Genomic DNA, 18,152 nt, shown 5'->3' on the forward strand with positions numbered 1-18,152 from the left:
TCATGCATGGTTCGAAAAGTCAGCCCTTGACCGCACCGGAGGTGAGGCCCTTGATCATGTGTCGTTGCAGGAGAAGGAAGATCACGAGGATCGGCAGCATCGTCAGCACGGTGCCGGCCATGACCGGACCCCAGTTGGTGAGACCGTCGTTGTTCTGCAACTGGGTCAGCCCGATCGGCAGCGGCGCCACCGATGCGTCGTCGGACATCAGAAACGGCCAGAGGTACTCGTTCCACTCGTTGACGACCGTGATGATCGCGAAGGCGACCATCGTCGGCCCCGACACCGGCAGCACGACCCGCCACAGCAACCGGAAGTGCCCCGCGCCGTCCATCCGGGCGGCCTCGATGATCTCCGCCGGGATCGACAGGAAGTGGTTGCGCATCAGGAATGTCCCGAAGGCGACGCCGGCGAGGGGAATGACGATGCCCTGGAAGGTGTTTCGCCATCCCCACTCCGCGACCAGCGCATAGTTCGAGATCACCGTGATCTGGTTCGGGACCATGAGCGCCGCGATGATGGTCAGGAACACGACGTTCTTGCCGGGGAAGCGCAGGAACACCAGACCGTAGGCGCTGAGCACACCGAGCACGAACTTGATCGCCGCCAGCGCCGTCGTGATGATCACCGAGTTCCGGAGGAACGTGGTGAAGGGCACCGAGGTGACCGCCTCGGTGTAGTTCTCGGGGTGGAAGGAGCTCGGCCACCACGTGACCGGCTGGGTGTAGATGTCGGGCCGATCCTTGAAGGACGTCATGACGATCCAGTACAGCGGCAGCGCCACCATCACCAGCGCACACGCCATCGCCAGGTAGCCGAACACCTTCAGCATGCGCTCGCGTCGACGCTGCGCACGCGCGTCGGGAGGGACGATCTCGGTGGGGAGCGCCCCGACGACGGAGCGCCGTTCGACGGTCGTCACGCCTGCTCACCCCGATCCATGACCCGCACCTGGTAGACGGTGACGGCGAGCAGCACCAGGAACATGATCGTGGCGACGGTCGCGCCGTAGCCGGCCCGGAAGTTGCGGAACGATTCGTTGTAGACCTGGTAGACCATCGTCGTGGTCCCGGTCCCGAGCGGGCCGCCACGCGTCATGACGTTGATGATGTCGAACACCTGCAGCGAGTTGAGCATCACGGTGATCGAGAGGAAGAAGGTGGTGGGGCGCAACTGCGGCAACAGGACTCGACGGAAGCGGGTCCACCTGCTCGCGCCGTCGATGGCGGCCGCCTCCGACAACTCCGGGCGCAGACCCTGCAGCGCGGCCAGGTAGATGACGAAGGTGTAGCCCAGGTTCTTCCACATGTACGTGACCGTCACCATGAACAGCGCCCACCCGGGCTCCTGGTAGAAGTCCGGGACCGAGGTGACGCCGACGCGGTGCAGCAGGTCCTGGACAAGCCCGAACCTGGGGTCGAACACGAACTGGAACGCCACACCGATCGCAGCCCCGGAGATCACGAACGGCGCGAAGATCGCCGACCGAACGAGGTTGCGCCCCACGAGCTTGCGGTCGAGCAGCAGCGCCAGACCCAGACCGAGCACCATCGATCCGACCACCGTCGCGAGGGTGAACACCACCGTGTTGGTGACGATCTGCCACGTGTCGTCGCGACTCCACCATTCCCGGTAGTTGTCGAAACCGATGAAGGTCGCCACCGGATCGGCGATGTTCCAGTCGAAGAACGAGAGCCGGATGTTGTCCACGAGCGGTCGATACGTGAACAGGGACAGCAGCACCAGGTTGGGGCCGACCAGGGCCACGAACAGCGCGTAGTCGCGCCATGGGCGGCCGCGCAGGCCGCGGACGGACTGCTGCGGGAGCGTTCTCTCCGGGCTCGATGTCACGGCCGAAGTGTCGCCGGTGACTTCGAATACCGGGTGAATACACGCGACACGCGGCCTGAACGTCTCGGGTCGATGCGTCCGGATACGAAAACGGCGCTACGCGAGTCGTTCTCGCGCAGCGCCGTGTTCTCGCCTCAGTGCAGGTCAGCGGTTCCAGTCGCCGAGGCCGTCGGTGCCGCTGAGGATTCCGCCGGCGGTGTTCTGGACGATCACCGGGTCACCCTTCTTGGCGTTCTCGTAGAACCACTTGCCGTCCTCGGTGCTGACGTTGAGGCAGCCGTGACTGACGTTGGTGTGGCCCTGCTCCGCGACCGACCACGGGGCGGCGTGGACGAAGATGCCGCTGTAGGAGATGCGCGTCGCGTACTCGACGTACGTCCGGTAGCCCTCGGGATCGTCGATCGGGACACCGTACGTCGACGAGTCCATGTACATGTCGCGGTACTTCTCGCCCACGATGTACGTGCCGTTGGGAGTCCCGTGGCCGGGCTTGCCGAGCGACGTCGGCATCGTCTTGACCATCTCGCCGTTGCGGTAGACGGTGATCTGCTTGGTGTTGTCGTCGGCGTAGGTCACGAGCGCGTCGCCGATCGAGAACGTCGAGTGCGAGTCGCCGGCGTCGACGGTCACCTGGGTGTTGGCCGGCCAGAACTCGTCGGGCTTCCACCGGACCTGTCGGTCGTTGATCCAGTAGAAGCTCCCCGTGACCGGGGGGTCGGTGGTGACGCGGATGGCCCGCTCGGCGACGCCGCGATCCCCGATCGGCTTGTCGAAGCCGACGATGATCGGCTGCGCGACGCCCACCACCTCGCCCGGTGCCGGGTTCAGCGAGGGGGCCGTGAAGTTGGCCGGACCGATCGGTGCGAGCGCCGGCGCCACCGATCCGGCGGGCAGCGCGGCCTGGATCTGCGGCGGCAACTCGAACCCGGGCGGAAGCTGCACCGGCGGCAGCGTCGGCAACTGGAATCCGGACGGAAGCTGCATCGGCGGCGTCGGCACCTGGATGTCCGGGATCTCCACCGAACCACCCGGGAACAGCGGCGCCGCCTGCGCCGGGGCCGAGAGAACGGCACCGGCGGCGGCAGCGGTCACCGCGAGCGCCGCCGCGCGGGTGAACAAGCGGCGCCCCCGGCCGGAGGTGGCGGTCGATGTGTCGGTCATGTGCGTACCCCTTCTTACGCGCGAGCCCACCGCGGTGGGCTGCTGCCCCGTTTGTCCCATTAGACAGACTGGACAGCCGACCGACAACCTCGAGCCGGTGTGACGTGCGTCAGCCCGCTTCGCCGCGGGCCGCGTCGAGCATCGCCGCGAGATCGACAATCTTGGTGCGCAGACGCCCGTCCTCGGCGCCGAGCACCCGCTCCTTCTTGTCGATGCGCTGCCAGCCCTGGAAGTCGATGGCCTCCGGCTGACGCTCGCCGACCAGCTGCGCGAGGTGCTCACCGTCGTGGCCGGGCTGCGTGAGCAGGCCGGCCGCGAAATCGGCCAGGAGCAGGTCCACGGTGGCCGCGGAGCAGTGCTTGTTGGTGCCGATGACACCGGTGGGGCCGCGCTTGATCCATCCCGCGACGTAGACGCCGGGGACCGGGGAACCGGACTCGGGGTCGATGACGCGACCGTTCTCGTTCGGGATGACACCGCGACGATCGTCGAACGGGAGATCCGCGACCGGCACACCCTTGTAGCCGATCGAGCGGAGCACCAGACCGGTCTCGAGGGTGTCGGTCCGGTCGGTGGGGCGGGCGCTCAGCTTGCCGGACTCGTCGGCGACGAGCTCGTTGCGCACGAGACGGACGCCCTCGACACGCTCGCCACCGAGGATCTCCTCGGGCGAGGCGAGGTAGCGCAACACGATCCGCTTGCGGCCGTCGGTGGCGGTCCGCTTGGCGAACTCCTCGACCTGACGCACCTTGAGCTTCTCGGACGGTTCCGAGTCGGGGCCGTCGATCCACGCCCGGCTGGCCGGGTCGAGGATCGCCTCGTCGGGGTCGACGACGATGTCGACGTCGGCCATCTGGCCGAGCGCGATCAGCTCGGGGTTGGTGTACGCGGCCTGGGCCGGTCCGCGGCGCCCGACGATGACCACCTCGCGGATGTTGCTGCGGCGCAGCGCCTCGATGGCGTGCGCGGCGATGTCCGTCTTGGCGAGCTCGTCCGGGTCGGTGACGAGGATGCGGGCGACGTCGAGCGCGACGTTGCCGTTGCCGACGATGACGGCGCGCTCACCCGAGAGGTCGAACGTACGGTCCGCGTAGTCGGGGTGGCCGTTGTACCAGGCCACGAACTCGGTGGCGGCGTGCGAGCCGGGCAGGTCCTCGCCGGGGACCCCGAGGTGGCGATCGCTGGCGGCGCCGACCGCGTAGATAACCGCGTGGTGGTGCTGCAGCAGCTCGTCGTGGCTGACGTGCTCACCGATCTCGACGTTGAAGTGGCACTGGACGGAACGCTTGCTCAGCGCCGAGCGGAAGACGTCGGCCACGCCCTTGGTGCCGGGATGGTCGGGGGCGACGCCGGCACGGACCAGTCCGTACGGGGTGGGAAGGCGGTCGAACATGTCGACCTCGACGCGCGGGCGCGACGTCAGTTCGATCGCGGCGTAGCACGCGGCCGGCCCGGAGCCGACGATCGCGACGCGCAGCGTACCCAGATCGGCACTGAGCGAACGCGGCTCGGCCAGTTCGGGCCAGTCGGGGCCGATCGGGTGCTTTTCGAAGTAGGCGGCGTTGATATCGGCGTAGACCGCGTGGGCCTCGCTCAGTTCGTTGTCGCCGAAGATCGCGTCGACCGGGCACTCGTCGACGCACGCGCCGCAGTCGATGCACGTCTGCGGATCGATGTAGAGCATCTCCGTGGTCGCGAACTCCGGCTCGTCCGGCGTCGGATGAATGCAGTTGACAGGACAAACATCCACGCACGAGGCATCATTGCAGCACGCCTGCGTAATCACATAAGCCACAGTTCTTCCCTACCTGTGAGTACACCACCGAGACTGTCGTTCTCGGCACAAGACTATAACGTGTTCCAGTTTCGGTCGAGGATCAGTGCACAAAGGGACTTTCGGCCCACCATGTCCGGAGCGGTCCGGAGCGGTCCGGAGCGGTCCGGAGCGCCGACCTAGTCGAGCCGGAACCCGACCTCGAGCGTCACCTGCGTGTGGGCGACGGATCCGTCCTCGATGTGGCCGCGGGTCTCGACCACCTCGAACCAGTCGAGATTGTGCATCGTCTGGCTCGCGCGGTCGATGGCATTGGCGATCGCGGCGTCGACACCCTGTGTCGACGACCCGACGACCTTGATCACCCGGTAGACGTGGTTGCTCATCGGCAGACCTCCCTCACGAACGCACGATCTCCTGGGCCTCGGCGCCGAGCCGGGCCAGTCGCAGGTCACCGAGTGCGGTGACGGCATTACCGAGCCGGTTGGTCACGAACGCGAGCGCGAGGCCGGTCTCCGGGTCGGCGTACGCACCGGAGCCGCCCACGCCGTAGTGGCCGAGCCCGCGCGTGGGCTGGACGCGGCTGGCCAGGATCGGCGGGTGGTAACCGAGGCGCCACGCGAGCTTGATGCCCAGCACGTAGTCGCGGTCGCGGGTCTGCACCGCGCCCATCTGCTCGAGGGTCTCCGGCTGCAGGAACCGGGTGCCGTCGATGACACCGCCGTTCGCGATCGCGGCGTACATGCGCGCGAGGGAGCGGGCACTGAACACGCCGTTCCACCCCGGCATCACGGCGTCGTGCACGGCCGGGTTGCGGACCAGTTCGTCGAACCCGTCGGGCATCGCAGCCTCCGCGAGCCCGCGCAGCGGTCCCATGTGGGCGAGCACGGCGGACGTGAGTCGCCAGTCCAGTCCACCGGGGTTGATGTGCGGGAACAGCTTCGCGATCCGACGCTTCTGGTCGGCGGGCACCTCGTACCAGAATTCGTCGGCGCCGAGCGGTTCGGCGATCTCCTCGCGGACGATCTGTGTGAACGGCTTGCCGGTGGCACGCGACACCGTCTCGGCGATCAGCCAGCCGTAGGTGACCGCGTGGTATCCGGGTCCACGCAGCCGGCGACGGTCGGGCGCAGCCGCCGCGAGCGCATCGATGACGGTGTCGTAGTCGAGCAGGCCGAACCGGCCCGGCACCAGTCCGCGGACTTTGTGCAGACCCGTGCGATGGGTCAGCACGTCCCGGACGGTGATGGACTCCTTGCCCGCGGCCGCGAACTCCGGCCAGTACGCGGCGACCGGAGCGTCGTAGTCGATGATCCCGCGCTCGGCCAGACGGTGCGTGACGGTGCTCGCGACGCCCTTGCCGGTGGAGAACGACAGCGCGACCGTGTCACCGTTCCAGCGGCGCTCCCGGTCGGCGTACCCGGCCCAGATGTCGAGGACCTTCTCGCCGTGCACGTACGCGACCAGCCCGCCACCGCCGTTGTGCGGGTGGCGATACATCGAGAAGAACCGGTCCGCGAGCGGAAGGAACCGGGGATCGACCACCATCTCGGTAGGTGCCGACGTGAATGCCGGTACGACAGGCATCCGCTCGGGGGTCGCAACCCGCGACACGCTTCCATGTTCGACCTGAACGGTCATGGCGGCCTCCGATCCCGCTCCCCCACCATTGTGATTGCCGCAGCCTACGACCGGAAGGGGCCACCGCGGGGCGAAATCGACATACGTCAATTATCGGACCGTCGTCCGGCCTGGTCAGGTGACCGACTCAGCTCTCCTTACGGTCCCGGTCGCGGCTCGGCTGCACCCGTTTGGGCTCTCCGGGCATCTTCGGATGGTTCGGCGGGTACGGCAGATCCCCCAGTCCGGCGGCGGCGTCCCGCTCGGCCATCTCGAGCAGGACGTCGAGCGAGTGCGCGACGTCGTCGAGCGTCGCCATCGGGTCGGGACGGCCGGCGAGCAGCGCGGGAACGGTCGCGATCGTGAAGTCGTCGGGTTCGACGGACGCGAGTTCCTCCCAGGTCACCGGGGTCGAGACGGTCGCGATCGGGGTGTTGCGCGCCGAGTAGGCCGACGCGATCGTCTTGTCGCGGGCGTTCTGGTTGAAGTCGAGGAAGATGCGCTTGCCGCGCTCCTCCTTCCACCAGTGGGTGGTGGCCCGGTCGCCGCTGCGCCGCTCGATCTCCCGGCACAGCGCGATTCCGGCGCGACGCACCTCGACGAAGTCCCAGCGCGGCTCGATCCGGATGTAGACGTGCAGGCCGCGACCGCCCGACGTCTTCGGGAACCCGATCAGCCCGAGTTCGTCGAGCAGCGGTTGCATGACGTCCAGCGCGACACGGCGGGCGTCGTCGAAGTCGGTGCCGGGCTGCGGATCGAAATCGATCCGCAGCTCGTCCGGGTGCTCGACGTCGGGGCAGCGCACCGCCCACGGGTGGAACGTGACGGTGCCGAGGTTCGCGGCCCACACGATGTCGGCGGCACTGCGCACCCGCAGCACGTCCGCGGTGCGCTTGGACGGGAACGTGACCTCGCACGACGCCACGTGTTCGGGCCGCTTGGCCGGCACCCGCTTCTGGTAGATCTCCTCGCCGTCGACCCCGTCCGGGTACCGCTGCAGGTGCGTGGGCCGGTCGTGCAGCGCCCGCAGCAGCTCACCGCCGGTCGCGACCTTGAGGTAGTACTCGACGAGGTGGCGTTTGGTGCCGCCCTCGGGACCGAGCCGCGGGTAGTAGATCTTGTCGGGATTCGACAGCCGGACGGCCACGCCGTCGACGTCGAGCTCCTCCGCCGGAGAACGCTTGGTGGCCGCCATGTTTCAGCTCTCTCCCGTGAGTACGTCGGCGAGGTCGTAGCGCAGCGGGACCTCGAGTTGCTCGAACGTGCACGATTCCGGCGCCCGGTCGGGACGCCACCGCAGGAACCGGGCGGCGTGCCGGAAACGGACGCCCGCCTGGCTGCCGCGTTCCCCGAGCCCGCCCTCCATCTGGTCGTAGGCCACCTCGAGCACCCGTTCGGGGCGCAGGGGGATCCAGCTGCGGTCGGCGCTCGATCGCCATCGCGTGGCCTCGCCCTCGGCGACGACGTCGTCGCCCACCCGCAGCGGTTCGAGTTCGGCGAGCAGTTCCACGCGGCGCTTCGCGGTGAACGCCGACGCTCCCCCGACCATGTGCAGTTCGCCGTCGTCGTAGAGTCCCAGCAGGATCGACCCGATGCCCGGCTGACTCTTGTGCGGGCGGTATCCGATCGCCACGACGTCGGCGGTCCGAGAGTGCTTGACCTTCACCATCTCCCGCTTGTTCGGCAGATAGTGGCCGTCGAGCCGCTTGGCGACCACGCCGTCGAGTCCGGCGCCCTCGAACGTCTCGAACCAGCGTTCGGCGGTCGCGGCGTCGAGCGTCGCGGCGGTGACGTGACAGCTCGGTCCGCCGCCGATCGCACCGAGCAACGCCGCCCGGCGCTCCGCGAACGCCCGCTTCGTGAGGTCGTCTTCGCCGAGCGCCAGCAGATCGAACCCGATGAACTGGGCCGGGGTCTCGGCGGCCAGCAACTTCACCCTGCTGTCGGCGGGATGAATGCGCTCGGACAGCGAACCCCAGTCCAGCCGGGTGCGCCCGCCGATCTCGCGCGGCACCACCAGTTCGCCGTCGATGACACAGCGTTCCGGCAGTTCCGCTCGGACCGCATCGACCATCTCCGGGAAGTAGCGCGCGAGGTCCTTGCCGCCGCGCGAGCCGAAAACGACGTCGTCGCCGTCACGGAACACGATGGCACGGAATCCGTCCCACTTCGGCTCGTACGACCACACGGGTTCGCCGGCGGGCTGTTCGGGCACTCCGGATGCGGCCTTGGCCAGCATCGGCTGCAGGGGTGGCGCGATCGGGAGATCCACGGGGTCCATAGTGGCACCCGTTCGCCGTCTTCGCGCTGCGCTTCGCCGTCAGGGTCGGCGACGCTCGTCGGTGCCGGCGATCTTGCCGGTGCTGATCGCGAGCCGATTCCACGTGTTGATCGTGAAGATGACCGCGAGGACGTGGGCGATCTCCGTCTCGTCGAAGTGCGCCGCCGCCTCGGCATACACGGCGTCCGGCACTCCGCCCGCGATCAGCGTCACGGCCTCGGTCAGCGCGAGCGCGGCCTGTTCGCGCGGGGAGAAGAAGTGCCGCGCCTCGCGCCACACCGCGACCATGTGCAGGCGCATCTCGTCCTCGCCCGCCGCGCGCGCGTCACCCACGTGCATGTGCAGGCAGTAGGCACAGCCGTTGAGCTGGGAGGAGCGGATCTGGATCAGCTCGATCAGCGCCGGGTCGACGCCCTCGCGGGCCGCGGCGTCGAGACCGAGCAGGGCCCGAAATGCCTTCGGGGCGGCGTCGGCGAAGGTGAGTCGGGGGGCGGCGGTAGTAGTCATGACCACTACGGTAGGGAGCGAATAGACCACCCGAGAGGTGCATTCCGATGTCGAAATCATGGGTCAATTTCGCCGAACGACTCGGCTCCGATCTGCACCTGGAGTTGACCGGAACCGGATCGCGCCGAGCAGCTCTCGCGGAGGCACTACGCACCGCGATCCAGGACGGGCGACTCGCCCCGGGGACCGGACTTCCGCCCTATCGGTCGCTCGCGGCAGACCTCGGCGTCGCGCGGAACACCGTCGCTGCCACCTACTCCGAACTGGTCGCTGAGGGCTGGCTCACCGCGCGGCAGGGTTCGGGCACCCGGGTGGCCGAACGCTCTGCGCCCCTCTCGCGGCCGCGCACGCCCGGGAGACCGACGACCACACCCGCCGCGCCTGAGCACAATCTCCTGCAGGGACAGCCCGACGCCTCCGCCTTCCCGCGGAAGGCATGGGCGACCTCGACCCGACGCGCGCTCACGGGCGCACCCAACAGCGCCTTCGGGCCCGGCGACCCCCAGGGGCGGCTCGAGTTGCGGACCGCGCTCGCGAACTACCTCGCCCGCGCCCGGGGCGTGCGGGCCGAGCCCGAGCACATCGTGATCTGCGCCGGGTTCTCCGACGCTCTGCGCCTGCTGTTCGGCGGCGGTGTGCTGCGCGGGACGCTGGCGGTCGAGGCGTACGGTCTGGCGTTCCACCGCGCCCTGCTGGCGTCCACGGGTGTCGCGACCGTGCCACTGGGCCTGGACGAACACGGCTCCCGGACATCGGAACTGGACGACCACGACGAGGTCCGCTCGGCGCTGCTCACGCCGGCCCACCAGTTCCCGGTCGGCGGCCCCCTGGATCCGGTGCGCCGCCACGCAGCGGTGGAGTGGGCACGACGACGCGGCGGCACGGTGATCGAGGACGACTACGACGGCGAGTTCCGGTACGACCGCGAACCGGTCGGCGCGGTCCAAGCTCTCGACCCCGACCACGTCGTCTACGTCGGGTCGGCCAGCAAGAGCCTCTCGCCCGCCCTACGCCTGGGCTGGATGGTGCTGCCGGAGTCGCTGGTCGACGCCGTGCTGGAGGTCAAGGGCCGGCGCGAACGGTGGACCGGTGTGGTCGACCAACTCACCTTCGCCGATCTGATCGCCTCCGGGGCCTACGACCGGCACGTCCGGCAGATGCGTCAGCGCTATCGGGCCCGCCGCAACCGCCTGGCCGCCGCTCTCGCCGAGCGCGCACCGCACATCGAACCGACGGGCATCGCCGCGGGACTGCACGCCGTGCTGCGACTGCCACCCGGCACCGAGGCATCGACGGTGGAAGCCGCTGCAGCGCAGGGAATTGCACTCGACGGACTCGCCGGCTACCGCCACCCCGACGCCGCGACCGCCTTCGACGGCCTGGCCGTCGGCTATGCGGCGCCGTCGGACCCTGCCCTCGCCCCCGCGCTCGCCGCACTGTGTCGGATCCTGCCGCCGCGCCCGTGAACCGGGACGGACGTCGGCGCTGTTCGCCGGGTTCGACGAACAGCGCCGACGGTCGATCAGTCGTTCGACTCGGGCGTTTCGAGCACCGAGACGACCGGCGTCGGGTTGCGCGTCAGATCCAGCACCGGGCAGTGTGCCTCGGCCGCCGCGTGCAGTTCCAGGTAGCGCTCGCGCGACTCCGGTCCGGTGATCGTCACGACCACCCGGACCTCCCCGAAGCCCGGGCGGACGGCGTCGTCGAACCCGAAGAAGCCGCGGACGTCGAGGTCACCCTCGGCGCGGGCCTTGATGTCGTCGACCACGATCCCGAGGCGCTCGGCCCAGAACCGGTAGGTGACGACGTGGCAGGACAGCAGCGAGGCCAGGTAGTACTCGACCGGGTTGGGCGCCGCGTTGTAGCCGCCGAGGGCCGGCGGCTCGTCCACCTCGACGGAGTACTTGCCGAGCGAGACGGTGCTGGCGACGGCGTCGTGCGCCTGCGCCTTCGCCCGGAAGACGACGTGCGCCTTGGTTTCGTCCTTCGCGACGGCGTCGCCGGTGGCGGCGACGATGGCGGAGAGATGCGTGACTGCTGCAGTGGTCATGGAAGATGCCGATCCTGTCGAGTTCGGTTGCGGGCGCGCGAGGACGCCGCGGCGAGTTGGTCGTCGTGCGGGATCGGGTCGATCAGGACCGCGGACAACCGGACGTGCACACGAGCGCGAAGTCGACGTGGCGGCGCCGCGTCAGCAGCTCACCGGAGTCGATCGCGCGAAGGTCGGTCACGGCGCTGACTGTAACCGGCCGATCGGCTCCGGTGCCACCCGCTACAGCCAGCCGCGCTTCTTGAAGATGGTGTAGAGGCTGAAACAGGTCAGGAACATCAGCATCAGCGCGAACGGGTAGCCGCCGACCCAGTGCAGTTCCGGGATGTTGTCGAAGTTCATGCCGTACACGGTGCCGATCAGCGTGGGCGCGAACAGGATTGCGGCCCACGAGGAGATCTTCTTGATCTCTTCGTTCTGCGCGTAGCTGGCCTGGGTGAGGTTGCGCATCTCCTCGTTCTGCGCCTGCGAGACCAGGGTTGCGTTGACCGTGAGCATGTTGGCGAGCAGATCCCGGAACCCGTCCACGCGTTCCACCACGGTGGTCGCGTGGTCGGTGACGTCGCGCAGGTACTTCTGCAGTTCCTCGTCGGTCTTGTACTTGTCGAAGCCGGCGGACAGCGCCTTGAGCATGCCGAGCAGCGGCTTGGTGGCCCGCTGGAACTCGATGACCTCGCGGGAGAGTTCGTAGATGCGCCGCGACACCATCGGGTCGCCGCTGAACACCTCGGTCTCGATCTCGTCGATGTCGTTCTGCAGGCCCGCGACGACCGGCGCGTAGCCGTCGACGACCGCGTCGAGGATCGCGTAGAGCACCGCCTCGGGGCCGAGTCGCAGCAGGTCGGGGTCGCTCTCCATCCGCGTGCGGACGTTCGACAGATCCGGCGACTCGCTGTGCCGGACGGTGAGGACGAACGTCGGGCCGCAGAAGATGTGCAGTTCACCGAAGTCGACCGACTCCGACTCGTCGAGGTACCGCGCGGCGCGGAGCACGACGAACAGGGTGTCGCCGTAGCGCTCGAGCTTGGGCCGCTGGTGCGCAACGATCGCATCCTCGACCGCCAGCTCGTGCAGATCGAATTGTCTTGCTGCAGCGTGTAGTTGAGCATCGGACGGGCGGTACAGTCCGATCCACGCCATGGACGAGGCGTCCGGCAGGCTCTCGAGCGCCGCCGCGAGCGTCGCGGGCGAGGCGATGCGCCGGCCGTCCCGGTAGACGGCGCTGTTGACGACACTCGACTCGACGGCGCTGTGCTGCGGCGCGGGCGAGTGCGCGGGATGCCGCGGGGCCATCGAGTGCTCCGGCGAGACCACGTCGTCGGCGGTCCCGGCGGCGCGTCGGGGCAGGATCGAGCGGATGGGGCGCTTCTCACGCATGACGAATACGGCTTTCGGGAAGGTCCGCGGCCGACAGCACACGCTGCGGTCGCGCGGACACCAGTCGAACGCCACCCGGCCGGATGGCGTGGATTGTCCTAGCTCAGCTGGTACTCGGAGGTTGGCTACTCATTACTAGCCCCACCTCCTCTTCCTCGAATCCCGCGACCGCGCGGGCAGGCTCGATACGAACGACGACACACTACTCCGACAGCGCCGAGGGCGACAACCGCAGTCGTCAGCCGATGCGTTCCATCTCCGACCGGTAGCGTGCCGCGTTGGCGACGTAGGTCGCGGCGCCACGCCGAATCTCCTCCGCAAAGATTTCCGGATTCGGGTGCGGCACAACGGTTGCCGGCGCACCGAGCACGCGGGATCGCGGTGGGACGACGGTCCCCTCGGTCAGCAGGGCGGCCGCGCCCACCAGGCTGCCTGTGCCCACCACCACTCGCTGCAGGCACGTCGACATCGACCCGATCAGACACCCGTCCTCGACGACGACGCCCTCGAGGTGGGCGTTGTGCCCCACCACGCAGTCCGCGCCGACGACCGTGGGCCACTCCCGCGACGTGTGCAGGACGGTGCCGTCCTGGATCGACGTGCGCGCACCGACGGAGATGGTCCCGTAGTCGGCCCGGAGCACCGCCGACGGCCAGATCGACGCCTCGGCACCGATCGTCACCGCACCGACGACGACAGCCTCGGGATGCACGAACGCACTGGGATGGATGTCGGGAACCAGGTCACCGAGACGATAGATTGCCACGCGGAGAACACCTTTCGACGACGATGCGTACTCTCGGGGGTTACTGCCCGGATTGCGCCGGTCCCTCGGCACCGGCCTGACGTTCGTACACCCCGGAGACGAACAGTTCGAGATGGCCGCACGTACCCCGCGCGGCGAGCGCCTCGTCACCCCGCTCGATCCCGTCGACGACGTCCCGGTGGTGCCCCGACCCGAGTTCCGGCTCGTGGACGCCGTCGGTGAACTCGTAGGTCGCCCGCAACGGCTCGGAGATGCCGGCGAACAACTCGTCGAGGACCGGATTGTGGGCGGCGGCCACCACCGCGACGTGGAACGCCAGATCGGCGTCGGCGAACGCGGCACCGTCCCCGCCGCGGCCGGTCTCGTTGCGCAGATCCAGAGCCTGGTGCAGACGGCGGATGTCGTCGTCGGTGCGGCGGACGCAGGCCAGTCTCACGGCCTCGAGTTCGAGGGCCCGACGCACCTCGTAGACGTGCAGCATCTCGGAGACGGCGACCTGGCGGGTGAGCAGCCCACCGATGTCGGTTCGGGCACGCACGAAGGTTCCCGCGCCCCGCCGGATCTCGAGGATTCCGGTGGACGTCAGGCACTTGATCGCCTCCCGGAGGGTGTTCCGTCCGACGCCGAGCAGTTCCATCAGTTCCGGCTCGATGGGGATGCGCTCGCCGACCGCCCAGTCACCCGAGGCGATCCGGGCGCGCATCCAGTCCAGCGCCTGCTGGTACGCCGATTCCTTCTGCACCACCGTCACGGGTTCATCCTCACACGACCTGCCGATACTCACCCTCACCCAGACTACATGGGACGTCCTACGTAGGATGTATCCGTGCGCCCGACCGTCACCCGACCGCAGCCAGTTCCTGCCGACCACGTCGTGCGCGTACCCGAACCGCCCGCCCGGCGCTGGCCGGCCCGCCACTTCCACGGCATCGGGTACGTGCTGGCGATCCTGCTGCTGGGCACGAACATGCCGACCGCGTTGTACGGCGTCTACCGGTCGGAATTCGGGTTCAGCCCAGCGACGCAGACCGCGATCTTCGCCGTGTACGCGGCCGCCCTGGTCCCGACGCTCTTCCTGTTCGGCCCGTTGTCGGACCGGATCGGCCGACGCCCGATCCTGATGACCGCACTCCTCGCGGGACTGGTCGGCGCGGCCGTCCTCGCGACCGCCGATTCGACCGCGTGGTTGTTCGCCGGGCGCATCCTGCAGGGAGTCTCGGTGGGCGCCTGCTCCGCCGCCGGGACTGCCGCGCTGCTCGAGCACGTCCCCGCGCGCAACCCGGTCCGCGCGGCGCGCGCGGCGACCGCGAGCACCGCGGTCGGTGCGGCGCTGGGTCCGTTGTTCGCCGGCGCGATCGCCGAATACCTCCCACACCCGACGGTGCTCCCCTACGTGCTCTTCGCAGCCGCCCTCGTCCCGGGCGTCGTCGCATTGATCCTGCTGCCGAAGCCGGACGGCGCGACGCGGACCACCGGCGGCCGCCTGATCGAACTGCCCCGCGTCCCACGGGACATCCGCTCGGTGTTCCTGCTGGCGACCCTCCCGTCCGCTGTCGCCTGGGCGGCCGTCGGGCTGTTCCAGTCGGTGGTGCCGTCGTGGATCTCGGAGATGCTCGGCGTCTCGAACCTGTTGATCGGGGCCGGGACGGCCGCCCTCGTGATGTCGTGCTCGGTGGTGTCCCAGCTGAGCATGCGCGGGCTGGATCCCGTTGTCGCGCAGCGGATCGGACTCAGCCTGATGTGTGCCGGAATGATCGGCGTGCTCGTCGTCGACCGGGTGCGCAGTCTGCCACTGCTGTTCGTCGTCGCCGTCGCCGTCGGTGTCGGGCACGGCTTCGCGTTCGCGGGTGGAATGCAGCGAGTCGGTATCGCGATCGCGACTCGGGCACGCGACTCCGGCGGCGCCGTCCTCGCGGCCTTCTACACACTGACGTATCTCGGGACCGGGGTGCCGGCGATCGCGGCCGGGCTCCTCATGACCCACCAGGGCACCTCTGCCGCAGTTGCCGAGTTCGCGGCGGCGACGGCGCTGGCCTGCCTGATCGCACTGGTGCTCAACAGGACCCGACGTGCCCGAGCCGCGGGTACCGCTACGGGATGAGACCCTGCCGCCTGGCCTCGACGACGGCTTCGTGTCGGCTGTGGACCTCGAGCTTGGTCATGATGTTGCGCATGTAGCTCTTGATCGTGTCGAGGCGCAGCCCCAGCCGCTGTCCGATCTCGGCGTTGCGGCAGCCGAGCGCGACGTGGACGAGCACCTCGAACTCACGCGCCGACAGCGACACCTTCGCCGGTTCCGAGCCCCCGGTGGTGAGCCCACGCAGCTTCTGCTCGACGGCCTGCACCTCCGCGCTGAGGGCGTCGTCGTCGAGGCGGTCGGCGATCGAGCGCAGCGCGAGGTAGCTCTCGGTGATGCCCTCGGACACCCGCGGATCCCGGGACGCCACCGGCTCGGTGCGGGCGTTCTCGATCATCGCGATCCGGCGGTCCACCTCGTCACGGACGTCGATCTCGTGGGCGAGCTTGCGTGCCGAGCGCATCACCGCCTCGGCCACCACGTCGCCGATCGGCAGGTTGGCCCGCAGGCCGCCGTACACCGCGGCGCGGGTCGTCCCGCGCACCACGACCGGCGCGGCGAGCAGCGACTCGATGCCCTCGCTGGCCACCTCGTGGTCGTAGTCGTGGGTGATGTGCCGCGAGTTCGCGTAGTCCTGGACCGCGCCGGGACGCTGCTCGGCCATCACCCGACCGCCCAGCCCGCACGCGGTGTCGATCACCAGGTCGCGCAGCATCGCGCCGCGGGTCCCGACGAAGCCGGACAGCCGCATGCGCGGCCCGTCCACCATGCCGCCGAACAGCACCGGCAGCGACGTGCTGGTGCGCAGGTAGCGGAGTTCGGCGCGGATCGCGTCCTCGTCGCTCGGTCTCAGGATGTCGGTCATCAGTTCGTTCGGAAGGGCCGGTCGGTTCGTCGGCACGGTCGTCGGGCACCTGCTCGGCTACCCACTTCAGAGGGTAGCGGCCCCCTCGCCGCACCCCATAGCGTCGGTTCCGCCGGGCTGTAGCGCCCGTCACAGCAATGCCGGAGACCGGGCGAGGACACACACGCCGCCGGGTCCCGCCGCCACCAGCACCACGGAGGTACCCGTGCCCGAACTGTCCGCCTCGGCGAACTACACACCGCTCAGTCCGCTGCGTTTCCTGGACCGTTCGGCCTCGGTGTTCCCCGACAAGACGGCGATCATCCACGGGGACCGGCGCTACACCTACCGCGAGTTCGCGGACGAGGTGGCGCAGCTGGCGCGGGTGCTGCGATCCCGCATCACGCCCGGCGACCGGATCGCCTACCTGTGCCCCAACACCCCCGAGATGCTGATGGCGCACTTCGCGGTGCCGCTGGCCGGCGGTGTCCTGGTGGCGCTCAACTCGCGCCTGGCCGGTCCCGAGCTCGAGTACATCCTCGGCCACGCGGGCGTGAAGGTCCTCTTCGTGGACTCCGAGCTCGTCGGCTCGGTACGCACCGTGCGGGAGAACGTCGGCAGCGTCGCGGAGATCATCGAGCTGCCGGACTCGACGATCCCGCGCCCCGACGTCCCCGCCGGTGTGGTCACCGGCGTCTACGACGAGTTCCTCCGCAGCCGGGACGGTCTCACCGACGAGCCGCTGCACTGGGGCGTGGACGACGAGCAACAGGTCATCGCGATCAACTACACGTCCGGCACCACCGGAAAGCCCAAGGGTGTCATGTACACCCACCGCGGCGCCTACCTGAACTCCCTCGGCGAGACATTCCACAACGGATTCGACGGCAACACCAAGTACCTGTGGACGCTGCCGATGTTCCACTGCAACGGCTGGTGCACCCCGTGGGCGGTGACCGCGGCCGCCGGCACCCACGTGTGCCTGCGTGCGGTGCGCGCCGACGCGGTCTGGGACGCGATCGACGACCTCGGCATCACGAATCTGTGTGGCGCCCCGGCGGTCTGCACCACCATCGCCGGCGCCGACCGGGCCCACCCCGTCGACGCGCTGCGCATCACCACGGCCGGCGCTCCCCCGTCGCCGACCGTCATCGGTCAGCTCGAGGCGCTCGGCATCACCGTCGTGCACGTGTACGGGCTCACCGAGGTGTACGGGCCGTACACGATCTGCGAGTACCAGGAGTCCTGGAACGACCGCACCCCCGAGGAGCGGGCCGCGCTGATCTCCCGGCAGGGCGTCGGTATGGTGCAGGCCGAGAACGCGCGCGTCGTCGACGAGAACATGGTCGACGTGCCCGCCGACGGCGAGACGATGGGCGAGATCGTCCTGCGCGGCAACAACGTGATGCTCGGCTACTACCGCGACCCCGGCGCCACCGCGGACGCCTTCGCGGGCGGCTGGTTCCACACCGGCGACCTGGGCGTCATGCATCCGGACGGCTACATCCAGCTCAAGGACCGCGCCAAGGACATCATCATCTCGGGCGGCGAGAACATCTCGACCGTCGAGGTGGAGCAGGCGATCATCTCGCATCCCGCGGTGCTCGACGTCGCCGTCGTCGGTGTGCCGCACGAGAAGTGGGGCGAGCGCCCCAAGGCGTTCGTGCTCGTGAAGCCGGGCCGGTCGGTGACCGAGGAGGAGATCGTCGCGCACACGCGCTCGCTGCTCGCCGGCTACAAGGTGCCCGACGAGATCGTGTTCCCCCTCGACCTGCCGCGCACCCCCACCGGCAAGGTGCTCAAGTTCGAACTGCGCGCGCAGCGCTGAGCCGACCCGTCCTGAA

Annotated in this window: 17 protein-coding genes; 3 read left to right on the forward strand and 14 right to left on the reverse strand. The window is 69.2% G+C overall.

All coding sequences use genetic code 11. The annotated features are described in order from the left end of the window. Window positions 1-19 precede the first annotated feature (19 nt). The 9 genes from EGT67_RS12200 to EGT67_RS12240 all read right to left on the reverse strand — a co-directional run bounded on the left by EGT67_RS12200 (window position 20) and on the right by EGT67_RS12240 (window position 9,194). Complete coding sequence (locus tag EGT67_RS12200; protein ID WP_421958120.1) at window positions 20-922, reverse strand: carbohydrate ABC transporter permease; 903 nt, start codon at window positions 920-922, stop codon at window positions 20-22. Beyond that, complete coding sequence (locus EGT67_RS12205) at window positions 919-1,851, reverse strand: carbohydrate ABC transporter permease (protein WP_127916332.1); 933 nt, start codon at window positions 1,849-1,851, stop codon at window positions 919-921. Before EGT67_RS12205 ends, EGT67_RS12200 begins: the two co-directional genes overlap by 4 nt. 144 nt (window positions 1,852-1,995) lie before the next feature. Then, window positions 1,996-3,012 (reverse strand): L,D-transpeptidase, encoded by a 1,017-nt coding sequence (locus EGT67_RS12210; protein ID WP_127916333.1) that lies wholly within the window; start codon window positions 3,010-3,012, stop codon window positions 1,996-1,998. Between the two features lie 109 nt (window positions 3,013-3,121). Continuing rightward, a complete protein-coding gene (locus EGT67_RS12215) occupies window positions 3,122-4,807 on the reverse strand; it encodes an FAD-dependent oxidoreductase (RefSeq protein ID WP_164877549.1) in 1,686 nt (561 codons plus the stop codon). Window positions 4,808-4,965: 158 nt separating this feature from the next. Further along, window positions 4,966-5,172, reverse strand: coding sequence for a dodecin (locus EGT67_RS12220; RefSeq protein ID WP_127916335.1), 207 nt, complete (start codon window positions 5,170-5,172; stop codon window positions 4,966-4,968). A 13-nt stretch (window positions 5,173-5,185) separates the two neighbouring features. Further along, a complete protein-coding gene (locus tag EGT67_RS12225) occupies window positions 5,186-6,373 on the reverse strand; it encodes a serine hydrolase domain-containing protein (protein ID WP_241565991.1) in 1,188 nt (395 codons plus the stop codon). 181 nt (window positions 6,374-6,554) lie between these two features. Beyond that, a complete protein-coding gene (locus EGT67_RS12230) occupies window positions 6,555-7,601 on the reverse strand; it encodes a DNA polymerase domain-containing protein (protein ID WP_127916337.1) in 1,047 nt (348 codons plus the stop codon). Window positions 7,602-7,604: 3 nt separating this feature from the next. Then, entirely contained in the window at window positions 7,605-8,678 is a 1,074-nt protein-coding gene (locus tag EGT67_RS12235) for an ATP-dependent DNA ligase (RefSeq protein WP_127916338.1), read from the reverse strand. 48 nt (window positions 8,679-8,726) lie between these two features. After that, entirely contained in the window at window positions 8,727-9,194 is a 468-nt protein-coding gene (locus tag EGT67_RS12240; RefSeq protein WP_206612354.1) for a carboxymuconolactone decarboxylase family protein, read from the reverse strand. A 47-nt stretch (window positions 9,195-9,241) separates the two neighbouring features. Between EGT67_RS12240 and pdxR the strand changes: the two genes are divergently transcribed. After that, entirely contained in the window at window positions 9,242-10,660 is a 1,419-nt protein-coding gene (pdxR, locus tag EGT67_RS12245; protein ID WP_127916340.1) for a MocR-like pyridoxine biosynthesis transcription factor PdxR, read from the forward strand. A 56-nt stretch (window positions 10,661-10,716) separates the two neighbouring features. Here pdxR and EGT67_RS12250 read toward each other — a convergent pair whose 3' ends face one another. From EGT67_RS12250 to EGT67_RS12265, 4 genes are all read right to left on the reverse strand, one after another. Then, on the reverse strand, window positions 10,717-11,244 hold the full coding sequence (locus tag EGT67_RS12250; RefSeq protein ID WP_127916341.1) for an OsmC family protein: 528 nt from the start codon (window positions 11,242-11,244) through the stop codon (window positions 10,717-10,719). A gap of 222 nt (window positions 11,245-11,466) precedes the next feature. Then, entirely contained in the window at window positions 11,467-12,537 is a 1,071-nt protein-coding gene (locus tag EGT67_RS12255; protein WP_421958121.1) for a magnesium and cobalt transport protein CorA, read from the reverse strand. 322 nt (window positions 12,538-12,859) lie between these two features. After that, window positions 12,860-13,387: a gamma carbonic anhydrase family protein gene (locus tag EGT67_RS12260; RefSeq protein WP_127916343.1), complete on the reverse strand. Its 528-nt coding sequence runs from the start codon at window positions 13,385-13,387 to the stop codon at window positions 12,860-12,862. 40 nt (window positions 13,388-13,427) lie between these two features. Continuing rightward, entirely contained in the window at window positions 13,428-14,138 is a 711-nt protein-coding gene (locus EGT67_RS12265) for a FadR/GntR family transcriptional regulator (protein ID WP_127916344.1), read from the reverse strand. A gap of 75 nt (window positions 14,139-14,213) precedes the next feature. Here EGT67_RS12265 and EGT67_RS12270 point away from each other — a divergent pair, with 75 nt between their 5' ends. Beyond that, window positions 14,214-15,488, forward strand: a complete 1,275-nt coding sequence (locus EGT67_RS12270) for an MFS transporter (protein WP_241565989.1) — start codon at window positions 14,214-14,216, stop codon at window positions 15,486-15,488. On the opposite strand, the gene EGT67_RS12275 is transcribed toward EGT67_RS12270, so the two are convergent. Then, window positions 15,478-16,329: a helix-turn-helix transcriptional regulator gene (locus EGT67_RS12275; protein WP_127916345.1), complete on the reverse strand. Its 852-nt coding sequence runs from the start codon at window positions 16,327-16,329 to the stop codon at window positions 15,478-15,480. The two genes, EGT67_RS12270 and EGT67_RS12275, sit on opposite strands and share 11 nt — an antisense overlap. Before the next feature lie 205 nt (window positions 16,330-16,534). Between EGT67_RS12275 and EGT67_RS12280 the strand changes: the two genes are divergently transcribed. After that, window positions 16,535-18,136, forward strand: coding sequence for an acyl--CoA ligase family protein (locus EGT67_RS12280; protein WP_127916346.1), 1,602 nt, complete (start codon window positions 16,535-16,537; stop codon window positions 18,134-18,136). Window positions 18,137-18,152: the final 16 nt, after the last annotated feature.

The organism is Prescottella agglutinans (assembly GCF_004011865.1).
GTDB classification, from domain to species: Bacteria; Actinomycetota; Actinomycetes; order Mycobacteriales; family Mycobacteriaceae; genus Prescottella; species Prescottella agglutinans.